Origin of the sequence: Helicobacter sp. 13S00477-4 (assembly GCF_002272785.1) — a bacterium.
Lineage (GTDB): Bacteria > Campylobacterota > Campylobacteria > Campylobacterales > Helicobacteraceae > Helicobacter_J.
On the sequence record NZ_MLAS01000006.1, the window covers coordinates 78,488 to 95,423 of the forward strand.

Here is a 16,936-nt window from a genome sequence, read left to right on the forward strand (position 1 = left end):
TTAAAATTCATTGAGTGCAAAATTGGTGAAAGTGATCGCTTTCCATTGGGTGTATGGAGTTTGACCTTCAGATTCATGGCTAATGGTGATGAAAGTAATTTTAGGGAATTTTTTTTCTATTTTAGCTATTTTTTCTTTGATCATTTTTTCGGTGGGGAAGGGAAGGGCAATGTATGCGTGGAGATTTTGAATGATAAAATCACAGCCTTCATCATAATATAGATTATTGTATTTGTAAAGGAGTTCTAAAAATAGCATATTTTCAAAAATATTTTGAAATGATTTTTCTTGAGTGAATGCGTAGGGTAATGAGAAATCATAAAAATAGAGTTTTTTTGATTTGCTTTGATTGTCAATATGAGGCAGGAAATGAATGATTTGATTTTCTTGAAAGGTTTGAAGGCACTCATAAATCTTATCTTTGGAGATTTTGATTTGCTTTTTAAGTTGGATATAGATTTGGTTTGGTGTGATTTTATGCCCTTGATAGGGGATTAAGCTTTGGAAAAATAAAGTGTTTTGTTTGAAGCTTAGTGTGATAATTTCTTGTTTTCGTAAGATTTTTTTGTATTCTGGGAGGTATTGGATTTCTGGCAGGTTGCCATCTTTGAGGAAATGATTGAATAAAGCATTGATGGAGAGGTTTTTTTTATCAAAACTGATGTATTCTTCAAAACTCAATGGAGAGATTTTTTTTGAAATGAAATTTTTTGAGATCCCTGCATTTTTGGATTGGGTAATGAGGATAATGTTTTTTAAGTTTGGCAAGGGGAGAATGTTGGAAAAATTATCAATAATAAGGATGTCTATTTTTTTTTCTAAATAAAGTTTTAGGAGTATATTTTTTGTGGTTTCTATATTCAATCTAGGGTCTTGATAATCAATATAGATAGGTTTTTTGAAATGCCCTGCAAAATCAAGGGCTAGAGATGTTTTTCCAGATTTTGGAGGACCAAAGAGGTGAATATAGTTTGATTTTATTCCAAATCGACGGGGTAGGATAGTGAAATTTTGGATTTTTTCAAGAAAATTTTGATCCATATCTTGCATAAAAAACTCTTTTTTAACTGTTATTATAACATTATTTCCTTATTAAAAGGAAATAATTTTTATTTAAATATACGAAAAATAGGATAATTCCTTGACTATAGAGATTATTTTTTTATATAATACGCATTCCAAATTTTGGTAACCACATCTTTAATGATGAGTTCTTTGCAAAGGAAATATAATTATGGAAAAAATCAGACTCAAGCTAAAGGCTTATGACCATAGGGTTTTGGATAGATCGGTTGCTTCTATTGTGGAGGCAGTAAAGAGAACTGGTTCGGATATAAAAGGTCCTATCCCACTTCCTACAAAAAACAGGCGGTATACAGTTTTGCGTTCTCCTCATATCAATAAAGATTCTAGAGAGCAGTTTGAGATTAGGGTACATAGTAGGATTATAGATATAATGTCTGCGACCCCTGAGACTGTGGATAGTCTTATGAAGCTTGATTTGGCTCCTGAAGTTGATGTAGAAGTGACTTCTATGGAAAATAAATAAGGCATAAGGATAAAGTATGGAATTTTTAGTAGAAAAAATTGGAATGAGTAGGACAGTAGGCTCATCAAGTGTTCCTGTAACTTTGTTGAAGGTCATTAATGCTAAAGTATGCCAAATATATGAAAATGGCAAAGGTTTGGTTGCATATTCTAAAGGAAAACAAACTAATAAGAGCATAGAAGGACAACAAAAAAAATATAATTTAAGTAAAGAATTCAATCAGTTTGCCACTTTAGTTGTTGCAAATAAAGAAGTTGGTGATTTAGATTTTAATGCACTCGAAAATGCAAAAAAACTCAAAATTAGTTTTTATACAAAAGGTCGAGGTTTTTCAGGTGCTATGAAACGTTGGAATTTTCAAGGTGGTCCTGCAGCACATGGGAGCAGGTTTCATAGAAGATTAGGTTCTATTGGTAATCGTGAGTGGCCAGGAAGAGTCCAGCCGGGTAAAAAAATGGCAGGTCATTATGGTAATGAAAAAATTACTGTTCAAAATGACATCGTTTCCTTTGATAAGCAAAGTAGTATTTTGGTTGTGAAAGGCTCTGTTGCTGGATTTAGCGGTGCTTATGGCAAGATATCAATCACAAAATAATAAGGGTTAAAAATGAGTAAGGCAGTAATGTTGGACAAACAATTCAAGAAAACAAGTGAGATTGAATTGCCTGAGAGATATGAACAAATCAATGAACATAATTTGTATCTTTATGTAAAATCTTATCTTGCATCTGTTCGTGCTAATAGTGCGGATGCGAAAAATCGTAGTCAAGTCAGCGGTGGGGGTAAAAAGCCTTGGCGACAAAAAGGTGGAGGAAGGGCTAGAGCTGGTAGTATAACCTCTCCAATTTTTGTAGGCGGTGGTGTTTCTCATGGTCCTTCAAACAATCGTAATTACAATCTCAAAATCAATAAAAAACAAAAAAGATTGGCTCTTGAGTATGCTTTAAAACAAAAGGCAGAAGAATCTAAACTTTATGTGATTGAATCAATTGGTATTGATAGCGGGAAGACAAAAGAAGCTTATGGGATTTTTAAATCTTTGAATGAAAGAAGTGTTTTATTTGTTTCTCAAATCAGCAATGAATCAACTTTTTTAGCTTTTAGAAATTTAAAAAACTGCTATTTAGTAGATGCAAATGAATTGAATGCTTATTTAGTTGCAGCTTTTAACTCTGTGGTTATAGAAAAAGCTGTTTTTGATGAGATCATTCAATCTAGAAAATAGGGAAGGTTAATATGGCAGATATAACTGATATTAAAACAATGCTTTATACAGAGAAATCTTTGTCTATGCAAGAAAATGGGATTATGGTCGTGCAAACTTCAAGTAGAGTGACTAAAAATCAATTGAAACAGGTTTTTAAAGAATATTTTGGTTTTACTCCATTGCGAATCAATTCATTACGACAAGAAGGCAAAATAAAACGTTTTAAGGGTAAATTAGGGCAAAGAAATTCTTTTAAAAAATTTTATGTTAAAGTTCCAGAGAATGCGAAGATACCTTCGCTCTCTGCTTGAGGAGTGAATAATGGCAATAAAAACTTATAAGCCCTATACGCCTAGCAGAAGATTTATGTCTGGTTTGAGTTCAAAGGATATAACAGCAAAGTCAAGTGTGAAAAAACTTCTCATTAAACTTCCTGTAACAGCAGGTAGAAACAATAATGGAAGAGTAACAAGTCGTCACAAAGAAGGCGGTGCTAAAAAGTTATATCGTGTGATTGACTTTAAAAGGAATAAATTCAATATTGAAGGTAAAATTCAGGCTATTGAATACGATCCTTATCGAAACTGCAGGATTGCATTAGTTGTTTATCCAGATGGGGATAAAAGATATATCCTTAGACCAAGTGGTTTGAATGTTGGTGATGTGGTCATCGCTGCTGAGGCAGGTCTTGATATTAAAGTAGGTTTTGCAATGAAGCTAAAAAGTATCCCTGTTGGGACTATTGTGCATAATATTGAGATGCATCCTGGTGCTGGAGGTCAATTAGCTAGAAGTGCTGGAGCAAGTGCTCAAATAATGGGCAGGGAAGGTAAATATACTATTATGAGGATGCCAAGTGGTGAAATGAGGTATATTCTTGAAGAATGCATGGCTACTATTGGTGTTATTGGTAATGAAGATTTTATAAATATTTCTATTGGTAAAGCAGGTAGAAATAGGCATAGAGGTATCAGACCCCAAACTAGAGGTAGTGCAATGAATCCTGTAGATCACCCACATGGTGGAGGAGAAGGAAAAACTGGCTCTAGTGGTCATCCTGTATCTCCTTGGGGAACTCCGGCTAAAGGTTATAAAACTAGACGCAAGAAAGCTAGTGATAGATTGATTATTTCTAGAAAGAAAAAATAAGGATATAAATATGGCAAGATCAATTAAAAAAGGTCCTTTTATTGATGATTTTTTGATGAAAAAAACAATCAAGGCTAAAGAGACAAAAGATAATAAACCCATTAAAACTTGGTCTAGAAGAAGCACAATTTTACCTGATATGATAGGTTTTACTTATAATGTTCATAATGGAAGGGTTTTTGTTCCTGTATATATTACTGAAAATCATGTTGGTTATAAATTGGGTGAGTTTGCTCCTACAAGAACTTTTAAAGGACATAAAGGTAGTGTCCAAAAAAAGATTGGTAAATAAAGGAGAATCAATGAGTAAGGCATTGTTAAGATACATTAGACTTTCTCCAACGAAAGCCAGATTGATAGCTAGAGAAATACAAGGAATGAATGCTGAGTTGGCTATTGCAAGTTTAGAATTCACCCCAAATAAAGCTGCCCGTATTATTTCTAAAGTAGTAGCATCTGCTATTGCTAATGGTGGGTTTGAAGCACAAAATGTTTATATTACTTCTTGCAGGATTGATGCAGGACCTGTTTTGAGAAGGTTTATGCCTAGAGCTAAAGGTAGAGCAACTCCTATTAGAAAGCCAACATCTCATATTTTAGTTGAAGTTGGCGATAAACTTGTTGAAAAAGCTACTAAAAAAGCTTCTATTCCTTTACAAGAAACTGTTAAAGAAGAGAAGACACCTAAAAAAGTTTCAAAAAAGTTAGTTCAAGGAAGTAAAAAAACAAAAGGTGAGGACAAATAATTATGGGACAAAAAGTCAATCCAATAGGTTTAAGACTGGGGATTAATAGAAATTGGACTTCAAGGTGGTTTCCAAATATTCAAAATACACCGTTAAATATTGCCGAAGATTTTAAAATCAGGAAATTTCTAAAAAAAGAACTTTATTATGCTGGAGTTAGTGAGATTATTATTGAAAGGGCTGCTAAAAAACTTCGCGTGACAGTTGTAGCTGCTCGACCTGGTTTGATAATAGGTAAAAAAGGTGCTGATATTGAAAAAGTAAAATTGTCTTTGAGGACATTAGTTCAAAAAGATATTTCTATAAATATTAAAGAAGTAAAACGACCTCAAGCAAATGCACAATTGGCAGCTGAAAATGTTGCTACACAGTTAGAAAAAAGGGTAGCCTTCAGGAGAGCTATGAAGAAAGTTATGCAGACAGCTATAAAGTCTGGTGCTAGGGGTATTAAAATAAAAGTATCTGGAAGGTTAGCAGGTGCAGAGATGGCTAGAACTGAATGGTATATGGAAGGAAGAGTTCCATTACATACACTTCGAGCAAAAATTGATTATGGTTTTGCAGAAGCGATGACTACTTATGGCATTATTGGTGTTAAAGTTTGGATTTTTAAAGGTGAAGTTTTGCAAAAAGGCATACAACCTGAAAAAAAAGAAGATGAAAGAGATAGTAGAGATACTAAAACTAAATCTAGAAGAGGGAGACAATAACAATGTTGATGCCCAAAAAAACAAAATATAGAAAACAAATGAAGGGTAGAAATAGAGGGAAATCTTTTAGAGGAGCTTCTTTGGCTTTTGGTGATATTGCTATTAAAGCATTAGAGCATGGCAGGATTGATTCCAGACAGATTGAGTCTGCAAGGATTGCAATGACTAGGCACATCAAAAGAGCTGGTAAGGTTTGGATAAGGGTTTTTCCTGATAAGCCTTTAACTGCTAAACCTCTTGAGACAAGGATGGGTAAAGGTAAAGGTTCTGTAGAAAAATGGGTAATGAATATCAAGCCTGGAAGGATCATTTATGAAATGACAGGTATTGATGAAACTACTGCTAGAGAAGCTTTGGCTTTAGCTCAGAGTAAACTGTCTTTTAAGACAAAAATCATAACTAGCGAGAGTGAAAATGAAATTTATTGAATTGAAAGATAAAGAAATCAGTGAGTTGCAAAAAATGTTAATTGAAAAAAAGTCTGAACTTTTTGAATTGAGATTGAAGCTTAAAACAATGCAATTAAATAATCCTAGTCAAATTGCAATAATCAGAAAAGATATTGCACGAATAAATACTGCAATATCTGCAAAGAAGGATTGAAAATGAATGAGAAACAATCACATAAAAGAATAATTCAAGGTAAGGTTGTCAGTAAAGCTGGTGATAAAAGTGTTGTCATTTTAGTAGAAAGAAAGGTTGTCCATCCAAAATATAGGAAGATCGTAAAGAGGTTTAAAAAATATACAATACACGATCAGGACAATGCGCTAAAAGTTGGTGATATTGTCACTGCTATTGAATGCAAACCTATTTCTAAAGCTAAAGCCTTTAATTTAAAAGAAATTATTTTAGTAGGGGTGTAATATGATACAAAGCTTTACAAGATTAGCGGTTGCTGACAATAGTGGTGCAAAAGAAATTATGTGCATTAAAGTACTTGGTGGTAGTCATAGGAGATATGCAACTGTAGGGGATGTTATAGTTGCATCTGTAAAAAAAGCTATCCCAAATGGAAAGGTAAAAAAAGGACAAGTTATAAAAGCTGTTATTGTTAGGACAAAGAAAGAAATTCAAAGAGAAAATGGTTCTCTGGTTCGTTTTGATGATAATGCAGCTGTCATTTTGGATTCCAAGAAAGAACCTATAGGGACAAGGATTTTTGGACCAGTCAGTAGAGAAGTGCGATATGCAAATTTTATGAAAATAGTATCGTTAGCTCCGGAGGTGTTATAGTGATAAAATTTAAGATAAAAAAAGATGATATGGTCAAAGTCATTGCTGGTGATGACAAAGGGAAAGTTGGTAAAGTGCTTGCAGTGTTACCAAAATCTGCCCAAGTTATAGTTGAGGGTTGTAAGTTCGCAAAGAAAAGTATTAAGCCAAAAGATAATGAAACCAAAGGTGGTTTTGTCAATAAGGAGATGCCAATGAGTATTTCTAACGTTACGAAAGCCGAGGAAAAATAATTATGTTTGGTTTGAGAAAACTTTATCAAGAGGAAATTAAAGGAAAGCTATCTTCAGAGCTTGATATCAAAAATCCAATGTTGTTACCGAAATTGGAAAAAATTATTATTAGTGTTGGTGCTGGAGATCATGCAAAAGATGCCAAGATTATGCAAAATATTGCAGATACTATTTCATTGATTGCTGGACAAAAAGCCGTTATTACATTGGCAAAAAAGTCTGTTGCTGGATTTAAAATGAGAGAGGGGATGCCAATGGGAGTAAAAGTTACTCTCAGAGGGAAACAAATGTATAATTTTTTAGAAAAACTCATCGTTATTTCTTTGCCTAGAGTAAAAGACTTTAGGGGTGTTTCAAGAAATGGTTTTGATGGCAGGGGGAACTATAGTTTTGGTTTGAATGAACAACTGATGTTCCCTGAAGTTGTTTATGATGATATTATGGTAACACATGGGATGAATATCACAATGGTTACTTCTACAGACAATGATAAAGAGGCATTCAAGTTGCTTGAATTACTTGGTATGCCATTTGCAAAAGGAAAATAAAAATGGCAAAAAAATCAATGATTGCTAAGGCAAAAAGAAAAGTAAAATTCAGTGCAAGAAAATATACTCGATGTCAGGTATGTGGAAGACCTCATTCTGTTTACAGAGATTTTGGACTTTGCAGGGTGTGCTTAAGAAAAATGGGTAATGAAGGGCTGATACCTGGATTACGAAAAGCTAGTTGGTAAGGAAGAAAAATGGTAAATGATATAATTGCAGATTCATTAACTCGATTGAGGAATGCTTCAATGAGAAGATTAGAGGTTACTAACCTTTATTATGCCAAGATTATTGTTTCTATTCTTGAGGTGTTTAAAACAAAGGGTTTTGTAAAAGATTATAATGTGAATAATAAAGATGGCAAACAATCTATTTCAGTTCAACTAGCTTATGATGAGAGGGGTTACCCTTTGATCAATGAACTTAAAAGGATTAGTAAGCCTGGCAGAAGAGTTTATAAGGGTCATAGCGAATTAAAGAGATTTAAAAATGGATATGGCACGATTGTTGTCAGCACAAGCAAAGGTGTAATTGCCAATGAAGAAGCCTATAGGCAAAATGTTGGCGGTGAAGCACTTTGTAGCATATGGTAGGAGAAAATTTATGTCAAGAGTTGGAAAAAGACCTATTAGCATTCCAAATACAGTTGAAACTGTTGTGCAAGGAAGCAAAATTGTGTTTAAAAATGGCAAAAATACTAAGGAGCTTGAGACTTATGGAAGAGTCCAAATAGATTTGAATGCTAACGAATTGAGTTTTAAATCAATAGATAATGACCCACAATCTCGAGCATATTGGGGTACTTATAGAGCCTTAGCAAATAATATAGTTATTGGAATGTCTACAGGTTTTACTAAAATATTGGAAATCAATGGCGTTGGATATAAAGCAGCTGTTGCAGGTAAGATTTTAGAATTAGCATTAGGTTTTAGCCATCCAATAAAATATCCAATACCTGAAGGTATTGAAATTAGTGTGGATAAGAATACTATTACCATTAAGGGTAGTGATAAGCAACAAATTGGTCAAATTGCTGCTGAAATCAGAGAGTTTAGACCACCGGAGCCTTATAAAGGTAAAGGCATTAAGTATAGTGATGAAATCATTATGCGTAAAGCTGGTAAAACTGCTAAGAAATAATACAAGGGTAAGAAATGACAAATAAAATATTAGAAAGAAAAAAAACGCTTAGGAATAAGAGGAAACTTAGAGTTAAGGGAAAAATATTTGGGACAGCTTTAAAACCAAGGATTAGCATTTTTAGATCTAATAAATATTTGTATGCCCAAGCAATTGATGATGTTGCTCATAAAACGCTTGTTTGTATTGATGGTAAAAAAATAAATATGGGGAATAACAAAGAAGATGCAAAGAATATTGCAAAAGTTTTTGCTCAGAATCTAAAACAAGCTGGCATTAACGAAGCTATTTATGATAGGAATGGTTATTTATATCATGGAGTGGTTGCAGCTTTTGCAGAATCTCTAAGAGAAAATGGCATAGCCCTTTAAAGGAAAAGTATGGAAATCAATAGAGAAGAATTCAGTGAAGTTGTCGTAAACATTGGTAGGGTTACAAAAGTTGTAAAAGGCGGTAGGAGATTCCGATTTAATGCCCTTGTAGTTGTTGGGAATAAAAATGGTCTTGTTGGCTTTGGATTGGGTAAGGCAAAGGAAGTGCCTGATGCTATTAAGAAGGCAGTTGATGATGCGTTTAAAAATATCATTCAAGTCAATATAAAAGGCACTACAATTCCCCATGATATTGAGCATAAATACAATGCTAGTAAGATTTTATTAAAACCTGCTAGCGAAGGAACTGGTGTTATTGCTGGTGGATCTGCTCGACCAGTAATTGAGCTTGCAGGTATCAAAGATATTTTGACAAAGTCTTTAGGTTCAAATAATCCTTATAATGTTGTGAGAGCGACTATTGACGCACTTGCTAGAATTAAGGCATAAGGAGTTTTTATGGCATTAGAAAAGTTAAAACCAGCACATGGAAGTGTTAGAGATATTAAACGAGTAGGTAGAGGTCAAGGTAGTGGTATGGGAAAAACCTCTACAAGGGGTGGTAAAGGACAGACTGCTAGGAGTGGATATAAGGCAAAAAGAGGATTTGAAGGAGGTCAACAACCTCTCCAAAGAAGGTTGCCAAAAATTGGTTTTAAGGCTAAAGTACAAAAACCTTATGTTATTAATTTGGATAAAATTAAAACTATAGCTACATTATCAGAAATTACTTTTGAAGCCATTAGGGCAGTACATAAATTTCCAAATTATATAGAAAAAATTAAAATTATAGGAAGTGATGCATATACCTTGATTTCAAAAATTAAAGATAATAGAATCAGGACTAGTAGGCAAAAATAATGAACAAAGTAATTGTTGGTAAAATTTTAATCACTCTAGCATTTTTATTTTTGTATAGAATCTTAGCGTATATTCCTATACCTGGAGTAGATCTTGCTGCTATCAAAGCGTTTTTTGATAATAATACAGGCAATGCACTTGGTTTATTTAATATGTTTAGTGGTGATGCTGTTTCTCGTTTGAGTATTATTTCTCTTGGTGTTATGCCTTATATAACTGCCTCTATTGTAATGGAACTGCTTGCAGCTACATTTCCCAATCTTGCCAAGATGAAAAAAGAACGAGATGGGATGCAAAAATATATGCAAATTGTCCGTTATGCCACAATTTTTATTACTATTATACAGGCAGTGAGTGTATCTTTTGGTCTTAGGAGTATTGGTAGTGGTTCTAATGGTGCTATTATGATTGACATGCAAACTTTTTTGATAATCGCCACTTTTTCAATGCTTACAGGAACGATGCTTTTAATGTGGATTGGAGAGCAGATTACTCAAAGAGGCGTTGGTAATGGAATTAGTTTGATTATTTTTGCGGGTATTGTATCGGGCATACCTTCTGCTATTGCTGGAACATTTAATCTTGCAAATACTGGAGTGATTAATTTTTTAGTTTTGATTGGGATATTCATCATCATTTTAGCAACTGTTTTTGTTATTATTTATGTTGAATTAGCAGAAAGAAGAGTTCCAGTTTCTTATGCAAGAAAAGTGATTATGCAAAATCAAAATAAGAGGATTATGAACTATATCCCTATAAAATTAAATTTAAGTGGTGTTATACCACCTATATTTGCTTCTGCTTTGCTTGTATTTCCATCTACCATATTGCAGGCTTCATCTAATAAAACCATTCAAGCTATAGCAGATTTTTTGAGTCCTCATGGTTATGCTTATAATGTTTTGATGTTTTTATTGGTTATATTTTTTGCTTATTTTTATTCTTCTATTGTTTTTAATTCAAAAGATATTGCTGATAATCTAAAACGTCAAGGTGGTTATATACCTGGTATGAGACCTGGTGAAGGTACTTCATCATTTTTGAATTCTGTTGCAAGTAATTTAACTTTTTGGGGTTCTTTATATTTGGCATTGATTTCAACATTACCTTGGATTTTGGTAAAAGGAATGGGGGTTCCATTTTATTTTGGTGGAACAGCTGTTTTGATTGTAGTGCAGGTTGCTATTGATACGATGAGAAAAATAGAAGCTCAGATATACATGAATAAGTATAAAACATTAAGTGCAGTAGGTTTTTAGTGGCTATTATTATCAAAAATCAAAAAGAAATTGATTCATTAAGAAAACCTAATCATATCGTTGCTCAGGCATTAGAATTATTAAAAAAAAGTGCAAAGGAAGGAATGAGTCTTTTGCAATTAGATACTATTGCAGAAAATTTTATCAGACAAAATGGTGGAAGACCCGCATTTAAAGGTTTATATGGTTTTCCAAATTCTGTTTGTATTTCTGTAAATAATGTAATCATTCATGGTATTCCTGATGGATATACATTAAAATCTGGAGATGTCGTAGGTTTTGATGTTGGTGTTGAGTTAGATGGTTGGTATGGCGATGGTGCTATTACTGTAGGTATTGGAAATATTTCTCAAAAAGACAAAGAACTAATATCTTGTGCCAAAGATACTTTGTATGAAACTATTGATTGGATTCAGGTAGGTTTTGGATTCAGAGAGTTGAGTGCATTTATTGAAAAATGTATTTTAAAGAGAGGTTTTGTCCCTTTGGTAGGTTTTTGTGGTCATGGTATTGGTAGAAAGCCACATGAAGAGCCTGAAATTCCAAATTATTCAGAAGGATTATCTATTTCTTCAGGTCCAAAAATTAAAGAAGGCATGGTTTTTTGTATTGAGCCTATGATTTGTCAACTAAATGGACAACCCAAGATACTTTCAGATAAATGGAGTGTTGCTTCTATCGATGGTCTTAATGGTAGTCATTATGAGCATACTATTGCGATAGTAAATGGAAAATCTGAGATTCTTACGGAGATATAGAAATGGCAAAAGATGATATTATAGAAGTAGATGGGAAAGTTATTGAAGCATTACCTAATGCTACTTTTAAAGTAGAGTTGGAAAATAAGCATGTTGTATTGTGCCATATAGCTGGCAAAATGCGTATGCATTATATCAAGATATTGCCAGGAGATAAAGTAAAAATTGAGCTTACTCCTTATAGTCTTGATAAGGGCAGGATTACATTTAGGTATAAATAAAAACTAAGAAGCTTTTAAACTTTATTTTATTATAATAATAGCTTTTTAGTCTTTAAAAAATAGACTTGAATTTTTTGATTATGCTTTTTATAGATTTGAAGGAGAAGAAATGAAAGTTCGACCATCGGTCAAAAAAATGTGTGATAAATGTAAAGTTATCAAAAGAAAAGGTGTTGTTCGAGTAATTTGTTCAACTCCAAAACATAAACAAAGACAAGGATAAGATATGGCTAGGATTGCTGGTGTAGATTTGCCAAAAAAGAAAAGAGTTGAATATGCTCTTACATATATTTATGGTGTTGGTTTGAAAAGCTCTAAAGAGATTTTGAATGCCGTTAATATTTCTTTTGATAAGCGAGTTAATGATCTCAGCGAAGATGAAGTCTCTGCAATTGCTAAAAAAATTCAAGAAGGCTACATAGTTGAGGGTGATTTAAGAAAAAAAATTCAAATGGATATTAAATCATTGATGGATCTAGGTAATTATCGTGGTCTTCGTCATAGAAAAGGCTTGCCAGTGCGTGGTCAAACGACTAAAAATAATGCACGTACTAGGAAGGGCAAGAAAAAAACTGTAGGTAGCAAGTAAGGAGACTCAATTATGGCTAAAAGAAATACGACAACTAAAAAAAGAATTGTTAAGAAAAACATCGCCAAAGGAGTCGTTTGTATATCTGCTTCATTTAACAATACAAATGTTACAGTTACTGATGAAATGGGGAATGTAATTTGTTGGTCTACTGCTGGAGGACTTGGTTTTAAAGGTTCTAAAAAATCAACCCCTTATGCAGCACAACAAGCAGTTGAGAATGCAATGACTAAGGCTAAAGAACATGGAATTAAAGAAGTTGGCATTAAAGTTCAAGGTCCTGGTAGTGGTAGAGAAACAGCTGTAAAAAGTGTTGGTGCTATCGAAGGAATCAAAGTTCTTTGGATAAAGGATGTTACACCGTTACCTCATAATGGTTGTAGACCTCCTAAAAGAAGAAGAGTATAAGGGAGTAGTAATGGCAAGATATAGAGGACCAGTTGAAAAATTAGAAAGACGATTTGGAGTATCGCTTGCATTAAAAGGCGAAAGAAGATTGGCAGGTAAAAGTGCTCTTGATAAAAGACCTTATGGACCGGGACAGCATGGGCAAAGAAGAGCCAAAATATCTGAATATGGTTTACAGCTTCGTGAAAAACAAAAAGCAAAAGCAATGTATGGTATTTCAGAAAAACAATTTAGAGCTATTTTTATTGAAGCTAATAGATTAGATGGTAATACAGGTGAAAATCTTATTGGTTTGATTGAGAGACGACTTGATAATGTTGTATATCGAATGGGATTTGCAACTACTAGAAGATTTGCTCGTCAGTTAGTGACGCATGGTCATATTTTAGTAGATGGCAGGAAGGTTGACATTCCATCTTATTTTATTAAATCTGGTCAAAAAATTGAAATTGCGGAAAAATCAAAAAATAATCCTCATATTATTCGAGCGATAGAACTAACATCACAAACTGGTATAGTTCCTTGGGTAGATGTTGATAAGGATAAGAAATTTGGTATTTTTACCCGTTATGCTCAAAGAGAAGAGGTTGTTATTCCGATAGAGGAAAGGCTCATTGTTGAGTTGTATTCTAAATAATTAGGTGGTAAAAGAATGAAAACTATTAAAACAACTCCCTATATTCCTACAGATATTAATATAGAAGAGATTGATAAAAACAGGATTAAGGTATCAGCATATCCTTTCGAGTCTGGATATGCGATTACTCTGGCTCATCCTATTAGAAGACTATTGCTTTCTAGCTCTGTTGGTTATGCTCCTATTGGATTAAAAATTGAAGGCGTTGCCCATGAATTTGATTCTGTTCGTGGTATATCAGAAGATGTTTCTCCTTTTATCGTCAATTTAAAAAATATTCGATTGATTAATAAAATATCACAAGATGAAGCTCAAGTTATTGTTAACTATTCTTTTAAAGGTCCTATGAATTTATCTGGATCTGATTTAGTTAATGATGTTTTGGATGTTGTCAATAAAGATGCTTATTTAGCGACAATTAATGAAGATGCTGTTTTGAATTTTTCTATTATCGTTCAAAAAGGTATCGGATATGTTCCTAGTGAGGATATAAGAGGAATGATTCCTGAGGATTATATCCCCCTTGATGCTTATTTTACTCCTGTAAAAAAAGCAGTTTACGAAATAGAGAATGTTTTGGTAGAAGATAATCCTACTTATGAAAAAATAGTTTTTGATATTGAAACAGATGGTCAGATTGATCCTTATAGTGCATTTAAAGAAGCAATTTCAATTATGCATTCTCAAATGAGTATTTTTGGTGCTGATGTTACTTCTGTAACAAGTCCTATTAAGGGTTCTTTTGATGAAGTCAGTGAATTAAAAGATTTAATGGTAAAAATTGAAACACTTAATTTAAGTGCTAGGTGTTTTAATTGTTTGGATAGGACAGGGATTAGATATATAGGTGAATTGGTCTTAATGAGTGAAAACGATATAAAAAATATTAAGAATATGGGCAAAAAGTCTTATGATGAGATTGCTGAAAAACTTGAAGAATTAGGTTATCCTATAGGTTTAGAATTACCTAATGAATTAGTATTGTCTTTGAATAAAAGAATGATAAAAATGAAGGTTTAAGGAGATAATATGAGGCATAATCATGGATATAGAAAATTAGGTAGAACTTCTTCTCATAGGAAGGCTTTATTAAAAAATCTTGCAATTGCTTTGATTGAGCATAATAAAATAGAAACAGGTATTTTTAAGGCTAAAGAATTGCAATCTTATATTGAAAAGCTTATTACTGTAGCACGAGTTGGAGATTTTAATTCTCATCGTTTTGTGTTTGCTTATTTGCAAAATAAATCAGCTACAAAAAAACTTATCACGGAAATAGCTCCTAAATATCTTGAGAGAAAAGGTGGCTATACTAGAATACAAAGAACCCGACTTAGAAAAGGTGACGCTTCTTCTATGGCTATTATTGAGTTTATTTAAGTGATTAGGCTTTTGCCTGATTATCATCTTTCTTTTACTTCTAAAAAATATTCAAATCTAAAATATATTTTTACTTTTATGGTATATTTTTCTCAAAAAATATCAAGGATTTTATATGAATTCATTAAATCAACAAGAATATGCGGTTATCGTTCAAAAAGGTACAGAAGCTCCATTCAGTGGAGAGTATAATGATTTTTATGAAGAAGGTATTTATGCTTGTAGGCATTGTGATTTCGAACTTTTTACTTCTGATGCAAAATTCAAGTCAGGATGCGGATGGCCTAGTTTTGATGATGAGATTATCGGATCTGTTAAATATCAATTGGACACAGATGGCAGAAGAACAGAAATTGTTTGTGCGAATTGTGGTGGGCATTTAGGTCATGTATTTATTGGGGAGGGGTATACAGATAAGAATAAAAGGCATTGTGTTAATTCTTTATCTATTAGGTTTATTCCTAAAAAAATATAATATTAAAATATATTGTTATTCTTTAGGGGTTTTTGATGCAAAATATTTATGAGAGTTTGGAAATTTTAGATAAACGTGCTATTGAGAAATATTCTTTAAATGAAGATTTATTGATGGAAAATGCTGCTAATGCAATGAAGCAGCTTGTGGCAAAAATAACTCATTATGGAAGTATGATTATTATAGTTTGTGGAGGAGGGGATAATGGTGGAGATGGTTATGCACTTGCTAGACAATTAGCAGGGGATTATAATGTTAAGTTATTTATTGTTAAAGAACCCAAAACTCAAATGTGTCAAGTTCAATATCATAGAGCAATGGAAATAGGAATTGAGGTTATCAAAAAAATATTACCTTGTGATGTTATTGTTGATTGTTTATTTGGGAGTGGTTTTGTTGGTGAAATTTTGCCCGATATGAAAAAAAATATTTTTGCTATGAATGAAGTTGGTAGGATAAAAATTGCCTGTGATATACCCAGTGGTATTGATAAAAATGGTAATATAAATGATATTGCATTCAAAGCAGATTGGACTGTGAGTATGGGTGCTTTGAAGATTGCTTTGTTTAGTGATATGGCTAAAGACTATATTGGTAAGATAATTGTAGGTGATTTGGGTATTGGAAGGAGATTTTATGAAATTACTTCTAATACCCAAATGTTGCAAAAAACTGATATGATTTTACCCTTAAGAAGACAAGCAAATGTACATAAAGGTACTTTTGGTCACTTGTGTGTGTATGTTGGAGAAAAAAGTGGTGCAGGGCTTTTGGCTGCAATGTCGGGAATGGCTTTTGGTGCTGGGGTTGTGAGTGTTATTGGGAATGGTTTTGATAAACCTATTGAATTGATACATGCTACTGATATTCCGGATAATGCGACTGCTTTTGTTGTTGGAATGGGCATGGGTGCTGTGCCTAAAAATTTATATTCTATGTTGGATAAGGCACCTTGCGTTATTGATGCAGATTTATTTTATTATGCAGATTTTGAATATATTTTATTGAATTACCAAAATTTAGTTTTGACTCCTCATCCAAAAGAGTTTTTATCTGTTTTGAAAATATTAGGTTTTGGTGAAATTGATTTAAGTGAATTTTTGAAAAATAAGATAAATATATTGCGTGAATTTACGATTAAATATCCTAAAATTGTTGTTTTGTTAAAAGGTGCTAATACAATGATTGCTAAGAACAATAAAATTTATATCAATATATTTGGTACTGCTAATCTGGCCAAGGGGGGAAGTGGAGATGTGCTTTCTGGAATGATTGGTGCTTTGTTGGCACAAGGATATACACCTTTAGATGCTACTATAAGTGCTTCTTTGGCACATTCTTTTGCTGCTAATTTAGAGAAAACAAACTATGGTTTGACCCCATTGAAACTTATTGAAAATATTAAAAACATAAGTTGAGTATGAAATTTAAAGGTAGTTTTTGATAAAATCTAATAAAA

The 16,936-nt window shown here is 32.9% G+C and carries 32 protein-coding genes; 31 read left to right on the top strand and 1 reads right to left on the bottom strand.

Translation table 11 applies throughout. The features are described 5' to 3' along the window. The gene (locus tag BKH44_RS04255; RefSeq protein ID WP_095270366.1) at positions 1–1,050 is read right to left on the bottom strand and encodes an ATP-binding protein; all 1,050 of its coding nucleotides are present in this window, start codon (positions 1,048–1,050) and stop codon (positions 1–3) included. A 184-nt stretch (positions 1,051–1,234) separates the two neighbouring features. Between BKH44_RS04255 and rpsJ the strand changes: the two genes are divergently transcribed. The 31 genes from rpsJ to BKH44_RS04410 all read left to right on the top strand — a co-directional run bounded on the left by rpsJ (position 1,235) and on the right by BKH44_RS04410 (position 16,895). Continuing rightward, the gene (gene rpsJ, locus BKH44_RS04260; RefSeq protein WP_095270368.1) at positions 1,235–1,549 is read left to right on the top strand and encodes a 30S ribosomal protein S10; all 315 of its coding nucleotides are present in this window, start codon (positions 1,235–1,237) and stop codon (positions 1,547–1,549) included. Between the two features lie 16 nt (positions 1,550–1,565). Continuing rightward, a complete protein-coding gene (gene rplC, locus BKH44_RS04265; protein WP_095270370.1) occupies positions 1,566–2,144 on the top strand; it encodes a 50S ribosomal protein L3 in 579 nt (192 codons plus the stop codon). Positions 2,145–2,156: 12 nt separating this feature from the next. After that, positions 2,157–2,774 (top strand): 50S ribosomal protein L4, encoded by a 618-nt coding sequence (rplD, locus tag BKH44_RS04270; protein WP_095270371.1) that lies wholly within the window; start codon positions 2,157–2,159, stop codon positions 2,772–2,774. An 11-nt stretch (positions 2,775–2,785) separates the two neighbouring features. Then, positions 2,786–3,067 carry a 50S ribosomal protein L23 gene (locus BKH44_RS04275; protein WP_095270372.1) on the top strand — a complete coding sequence of 94 codons (282 nt, stop codon included), beginning with the start codon at positions 2,786–2,788 and terminating at the stop codon, positions 3,065–3,067. 10 nt (positions 3,068–3,077) lie between these two features. Next, a complete protein-coding gene (gene rplB / locus BKH44_RS04280) occupies positions 3,078–3,905 on the top strand; it encodes a 50S ribosomal protein L2 (RefSeq protein WP_095270373.1) in 828 nt (275 codons plus the stop codon). Between the two features lie 10 nt (positions 3,906–3,915). Continuing rightward, entirely contained in the window at positions 3,916–4,197 is a 282-nt protein-coding gene (gene rpsS, locus BKH44_RS04285; RefSeq protein ID WP_095270375.1) for a 30S ribosomal protein S19, read from the top strand. Positions 4,198–4,207: 10 nt separating this feature from the next. After that, complete coding sequence (gene rplV, locus BKH44_RS04290) at positions 4,208–4,651, top strand: 50S ribosomal protein L22 (protein ID WP_095270377.1); 444 nt, start codon at positions 4,208–4,210, stop codon at positions 4,649–4,651. Positions 4,652–4,653: 2 nt separating this feature from the next. After that, the gene (gene rpsC / locus BKH44_RS04295; protein ID WP_095270379.1) at positions 4,654–5,361 is read left to right on the top strand and encodes a 30S ribosomal protein S3; all 708 of its coding nucleotides are present in this window, start codon (positions 4,654–4,656) and stop codon (positions 5,359–5,361) included. A 2-nt stretch (positions 5,362–5,363) separates the two neighbouring features. Then, positions 5,364–5,789 carry a 50S ribosomal protein L16 gene (gene rplP / locus BKH44_RS04300; RefSeq protein ID WP_095270381.1) on the top strand — a complete coding sequence of 142 codons (426 nt, stop codon included), beginning with the start codon at positions 5,364–5,366 and terminating at the stop codon, positions 5,787–5,789. Beyond that, positions 5,776–5,964: a 50S ribosomal protein L29 gene (rpmC, locus tag BKH44_RS04305; protein ID WP_095270383.1), complete on the top strand. Its 189-nt coding sequence runs from the start codon at positions 5,776–5,778 to the stop codon at positions 5,962–5,964. Before rplP ends, rpmC begins: the two co-directional genes overlap by 14 nt. A gap of 2 nt (positions 5,965–5,966) precedes the next feature. Then, a complete protein-coding gene (gene rpsQ, locus BKH44_RS04310; protein ID WP_095270385.1) occupies positions 5,967–6,227 on the top strand; it encodes a 30S ribosomal protein S17 in 261 nt (86 codons plus the stop codon). Between the two features lies 1 nt (position 6,228). After that, positions 6,229–6,597, top strand: a complete 369-nt coding sequence (gene rplN / locus BKH44_RS04315; protein ID WP_095270387.1) for a 50S ribosomal protein L14 — start codon at positions 6,229–6,231, stop codon at positions 6,595–6,597. Further along, on the top strand, positions 6,597–6,830 hold the full coding sequence (rplX, locus tag BKH44_RS04320; RefSeq protein ID WP_095270389.1) for a 50S ribosomal protein L24: 234 nt from the start codon (positions 6,597–6,599) through the stop codon (positions 6,828–6,830). The genes rplN and rplX overlap by 1 nt, the downstream gene beginning before the upstream one ends. A gap of 2 nt (positions 6,831–6,832) precedes the next feature. After that, positions 6,833–7,378 carry a 50S ribosomal protein L5 gene (gene rplE, locus BKH44_RS04325; RefSeq protein ID WP_095270391.1) on the top strand — a complete coding sequence of 182 codons (546 nt, stop codon included), beginning with the start codon at positions 6,833–6,835 and terminating at the stop codon, positions 7,376–7,378. Positions 7,379–7,380: 2 nt separating this feature from the next. Continuing rightward, on the top strand, positions 7,381–7,566 hold the full coding sequence (locus BKH44_RS04330) for a type Z 30S ribosomal protein S14 (protein ID WP_095270393.1): 186 nt from the start codon (positions 7,381–7,383) through the stop codon (positions 7,564–7,566). Positions 7,567–7,575: 9 nt separating this feature from the next. Next, positions 7,576–7,971, top strand: coding sequence for a 30S ribosomal protein S8 (rpsH, locus tag BKH44_RS04335; RefSeq protein WP_095270395.1), 396 nt, complete (start codon positions 7,576–7,578; stop codon positions 7,969–7,971). Positions 7,972–7,981: 10 nt separating this feature from the next. Next, the gene (gene rplF, locus BKH44_RS04340) at positions 7,982–8,518 is read left to right on the top strand and encodes a 50S ribosomal protein L6 (protein ID WP_095270397.1); all 537 of its coding nucleotides are present in this window, start codon (positions 7,982–7,984) and stop codon (positions 8,516–8,518) included. 14 nt (positions 8,519–8,532) lie between these two features. Then, entirely contained in the window at positions 8,533–8,889 is a 357-nt protein-coding gene (gene rplR / locus BKH44_RS04345; protein ID WP_095270399.1) for a 50S ribosomal protein L18, read from the top strand. A 9-nt stretch (positions 8,890–8,898) separates the two neighbouring features. Beyond that, positions 8,899–9,339 (top strand): 30S ribosomal protein S5, encoded by a 441-nt coding sequence (gene rpsE, locus BKH44_RS04350; protein ID WP_095270401.1) that lies wholly within the window; start codon positions 8,899–8,901, stop codon positions 9,337–9,339. 9 nt (positions 9,340–9,348) lie between these two features. Next, positions 9,349–9,750, top strand: a complete 402-nt coding sequence (rplO, locus tag BKH44_RS04355) for a 50S ribosomal protein L15 (RefSeq protein ID WP_095270402.1) — start codon at positions 9,349–9,351, stop codon at positions 9,748–9,750. Continuing rightward, complete coding sequence (secY, locus tag BKH44_RS04360) at positions 9,750–11,009, top strand: preprotein translocase subunit SecY (protein ID WP_095270404.1); 1,260 nt, start codon at positions 9,750–9,752, stop codon at positions 11,007–11,009. The genes rplO and secY overlap by 1 nt, the downstream gene beginning before the upstream one ends. Then, entirely contained in the window at positions 11,009–11,767 is a 759-nt protein-coding gene (gene map / locus BKH44_RS04365; RefSeq protein ID WP_095270405.1) for a type I methionyl aminopeptidase, read from the top strand. The genes secY and map overlap by 1 nt, the downstream gene beginning before the upstream one ends. Before the next feature lie 2 nt (positions 11,768–11,769). Continuing rightward, on the top strand, positions 11,770–11,988 hold the full coding sequence (gene infA, locus BKH44_RS04370) for a translation initiation factor IF-1 (protein ID WP_095270407.1): 219 nt from the start codon (positions 11,770–11,772) through the stop codon (positions 11,986–11,988). Positions 11,989–12,097: 109 nt separating this feature from the next. After that, on the top strand, positions 12,098–12,211 hold the full coding sequence (gene rpmJ, locus BKH44_RS04375) for a 50S ribosomal protein L36 (RefSeq protein WP_002956266.1): 114 nt from the start codon (positions 12,098–12,100) through the stop codon (positions 12,209–12,211). 3 nt (positions 12,212–12,214) lie between these two features. Then, complete coding sequence (gene rpsM, locus BKH44_RS04380) at positions 12,215–12,577, top strand: 30S ribosomal protein S13 (RefSeq protein ID WP_095270408.1); 363 nt, start codon at positions 12,215–12,217, stop codon at positions 12,575–12,577. 12 nt (positions 12,578–12,589) lie between these two features. Then, complete coding sequence (gene rpsK / locus BKH44_RS04385; protein WP_095270410.1) at positions 12,590–12,985, top strand: 30S ribosomal protein S11; 396 nt, start codon at positions 12,590–12,592, stop codon at positions 12,983–12,985. 10 nt (positions 12,986–12,995) lie between these two features. Then, entirely contained in the window at positions 12,996–13,622 is a 627-nt protein-coding gene (gene rpsD / locus BKH44_RS04390) for a 30S ribosomal protein S4 (RefSeq protein WP_095270449.1), read from the top strand. A gap of 15 nt (positions 13,623–13,637) precedes the next feature. Continuing rightward, a complete protein-coding gene (locus BKH44_RS04395; RefSeq protein WP_095270411.1) occupies positions 13,638–14,642 on the top strand; it encodes a DNA-directed RNA polymerase subunit alpha in 1,005 nt (334 codons plus the stop codon). 9 nt (positions 14,643–14,651) lie between these two features. Next, positions 14,652–15,002 carry a 50S ribosomal protein L17 gene (rplQ, locus tag BKH44_RS04400; protein ID WP_095270413.1) on the top strand — a complete coding sequence of 117 codons (351 nt, stop codon included), beginning with the start codon at positions 14,652–14,654 and terminating at the stop codon, positions 15,000–15,002. Positions 15,003–15,117: 115 nt separating this feature from the next. Beyond that, complete coding sequence (locus BKH44_RS04405) at positions 15,118–15,477, top strand: methionine-R-sulfoxide reductase (protein ID WP_095270414.1); 360 nt, start codon at positions 15,118–15,120, stop codon at positions 15,475–15,477. A gap of 35 nt (positions 15,478–15,512) precedes the next feature. Next, complete coding sequence (locus BKH44_RS04410) at positions 15,513–16,895, top strand: NAD(P)H-hydrate dehydratase (RefSeq protein WP_095270416.1); 1,383 nt, start codon at positions 15,513–15,515, stop codon at positions 16,893–16,895. The last annotated feature ends 41 nt before the right edge of the window (positions 16,896–16,936 follow it).

What these genes read in the sequence shown, in the direction of transcription:
- rplO (WP_095270402.1), top strand. Translation starts at nt 9,349, where the DNA reads ATGGCATTAGAAAAGTTAAAACCAGCACATGGAAGTGTTAGAGATATT.
- secY (WP_095270404.1), top strand. Translation starts at nt 9,750, where the DNA reads ATGAACAAAGTAATTGTTGGTAAAATTTTAATCACTCTAGCATTTTTA.
- rplN (WP_095270387.1), top strand. Translation starts at nt 6,229, where the DNA reads ATGATACAAAGCTTTACAAGATTAGCGGTTGCTGACAATAGTGGTGCA.
- rpsJ (WP_095270368.1), top strand. Translation starts at nt 1,235, where the DNA reads ATGGAAAAAATCAGACTCAAGCTAAAGGCTTATGACCATAGGGTTTTG.
- BKH44_RS04395 (WP_095270411.1), top strand. Translation starts at nt 13,638, where the DNA reads ATGAAAACTATTAAAACAACTCCCTATATTCCTACAGATATTAATATA.
- rpsC (WP_095270379.1), top strand. Translation starts at nt 4,654, where the DNA reads ATGGGACAAAAAGTCAATCCAATAGGTTTAAGACTGGGGATTAATAGA.
- BKH44_RS04410 (WP_095270416.1), top strand. Translation starts at nt 15,513, where the DNA reads ATGCAAAATATTTATGAGAGTTTGGAAATTTTAGATAAACGTGCTATT.
- rplF (WP_095270397.1), top strand. Translation starts at nt 7,982, where the DNA reads ATGTCAAGAGTTGGAAAAAGACCTATTAGCATTCCAAATACAGTTGAA.
- infA (WP_095270407.1), top strand. Translation starts at nt 11,770, where the DNA reads ATGGCAAAAGATGATATTATAGAAGTAGATGGGAAAGTTATTGAAGCA.
- rplE (WP_095270391.1), top strand. Translation starts at nt 6,833, where the DNA reads ATGTTTGGTTTGAGAAAACTTTATCAAGAGGAAATTAAAGGAAAGCTA.
- rpsQ (WP_095270385.1), top strand. Translation starts at nt 5,967, where the DNA reads ATGAATGAGAAACAATCACATAAAAGAATAATTCAAGGTAAGGTTGTC.
- BKH44_RS04255 (WP_095270366.1), bottom strand. Translation starts at nt 1,050, where the DNA reads ATGCAAGATATGGATCAAAATTTTCTTGAAAAAATCCAAAATTTCACT.
- rpsM (WP_095270408.1), top strand. Translation starts at nt 12,215, where the DNA reads ATGGCTAGGATTGCTGGTGTAGATTTGCCAAAAAAGAAAAGAGTTGAA.
- rplD (WP_095270371.1), top strand. Translation starts at nt 2,157, where the DNA reads ATGAGTAAGGCAGTAATGTTGGACAAACAATTCAAGAAAACAAGTGAG.
- rpsH (WP_095270395.1), top strand. Translation starts at nt 7,576, where the DNA reads ATGGTAAATGATATAATTGCAGATTCATTAACTCGATTGAGGAATGCT.
- rplQ (WP_095270413.1), top strand. Translation starts at nt 14,652, where the DNA reads ATGAGGCATAATCATGGATATAGAAAATTAGGTAGAACTTCTTCTCAT.
- rpsK (WP_095270410.1), top strand. Translation starts at nt 12,590, where the DNA reads ATGGCTAAAAGAAATACGACAACTAAAAAAAGAATTGTTAAGAAAAAC.
- rpsS (WP_095270375.1), top strand. Translation starts at nt 3,916, where the DNA reads ATGGCAAGATCAATTAAAAAAGGTCCTTTTATTGATGATTTTTTGATG.
- rplV (WP_095270377.1), top strand. Translation starts at nt 4,208, where the DNA reads ATGAGTAAGGCATTGTTAAGATACATTAGACTTTCTCCAACGAAAGCC.
- BKH44_RS04330 (WP_095270393.1), top strand. Translation starts at nt 7,381, where the DNA reads ATGGCAAAAAAATCAATGATTGCTAAGGCAAAAAGAAAAGTAAAATTC.
- rpsD (WP_095270449.1), top strand. Translation starts at nt 12,996, where the DNA reads ATGGCAAGATATAGAGGACCAGTTGAAAAATTAGAAAGACGATTTGGA.
- rplP (WP_095270381.1), top strand. Translation starts at nt 5,364, where the DNA reads ATGTTGATGCCCAAAAAAACAAAATATAGAAAACAAATGAAGGGTAGA.
- rplB (WP_095270373.1), top strand. Translation starts at nt 3,078, where the DNA reads ATGGCAATAAAAACTTATAAGCCCTATACGCCTAGCAGAAGATTTATG.
- rplR (WP_095270399.1), top strand. Translation starts at nt 8,533, where the DNA reads ATGACAAATAAAATATTAGAAAGAAAAAAAACGCTTAGGAATAAGAGG.
- rpmJ (WP_002956266.1), top strand. Translation starts at nt 12,098, where the DNA reads ATGAAAGTTCGACCATCGGTCAAAAAAATGTGTGATAAATGTAAAGTT.
- BKH44_RS04405 (WP_095270414.1), top strand. Translation starts at nt 15,118, where the DNA reads ATGAATTCATTAAATCAACAAGAATATGCGGTTATCGTTCAAAAAGGT.
- rpmC (WP_095270383.1), top strand. Translation starts at nt 5,776, where the DNA reads ATGAAATTTATTGAATTGAAAGATAAAGAAATCAGTGAGTTGCAAAAA.
- rpsE (WP_095270401.1), top strand. Translation starts at nt 8,899, where the DNA reads ATGGAAATCAATAGAGAAGAATTCAGTGAAGTTGTCGTAAACATTGGT.
- BKH44_RS04275 (WP_095270372.1), top strand. Translation starts at nt 2,786, where the DNA reads ATGGCAGATATAACTGATATTAAAACAATGCTTTATACAGAGAAATCT.
- rplC (WP_095270370.1), top strand. Translation starts at nt 1,566, where the DNA reads ATGGAATTTTTAGTAGAAAAAATTGGAATGAGTAGGACAGTAGGCTCA.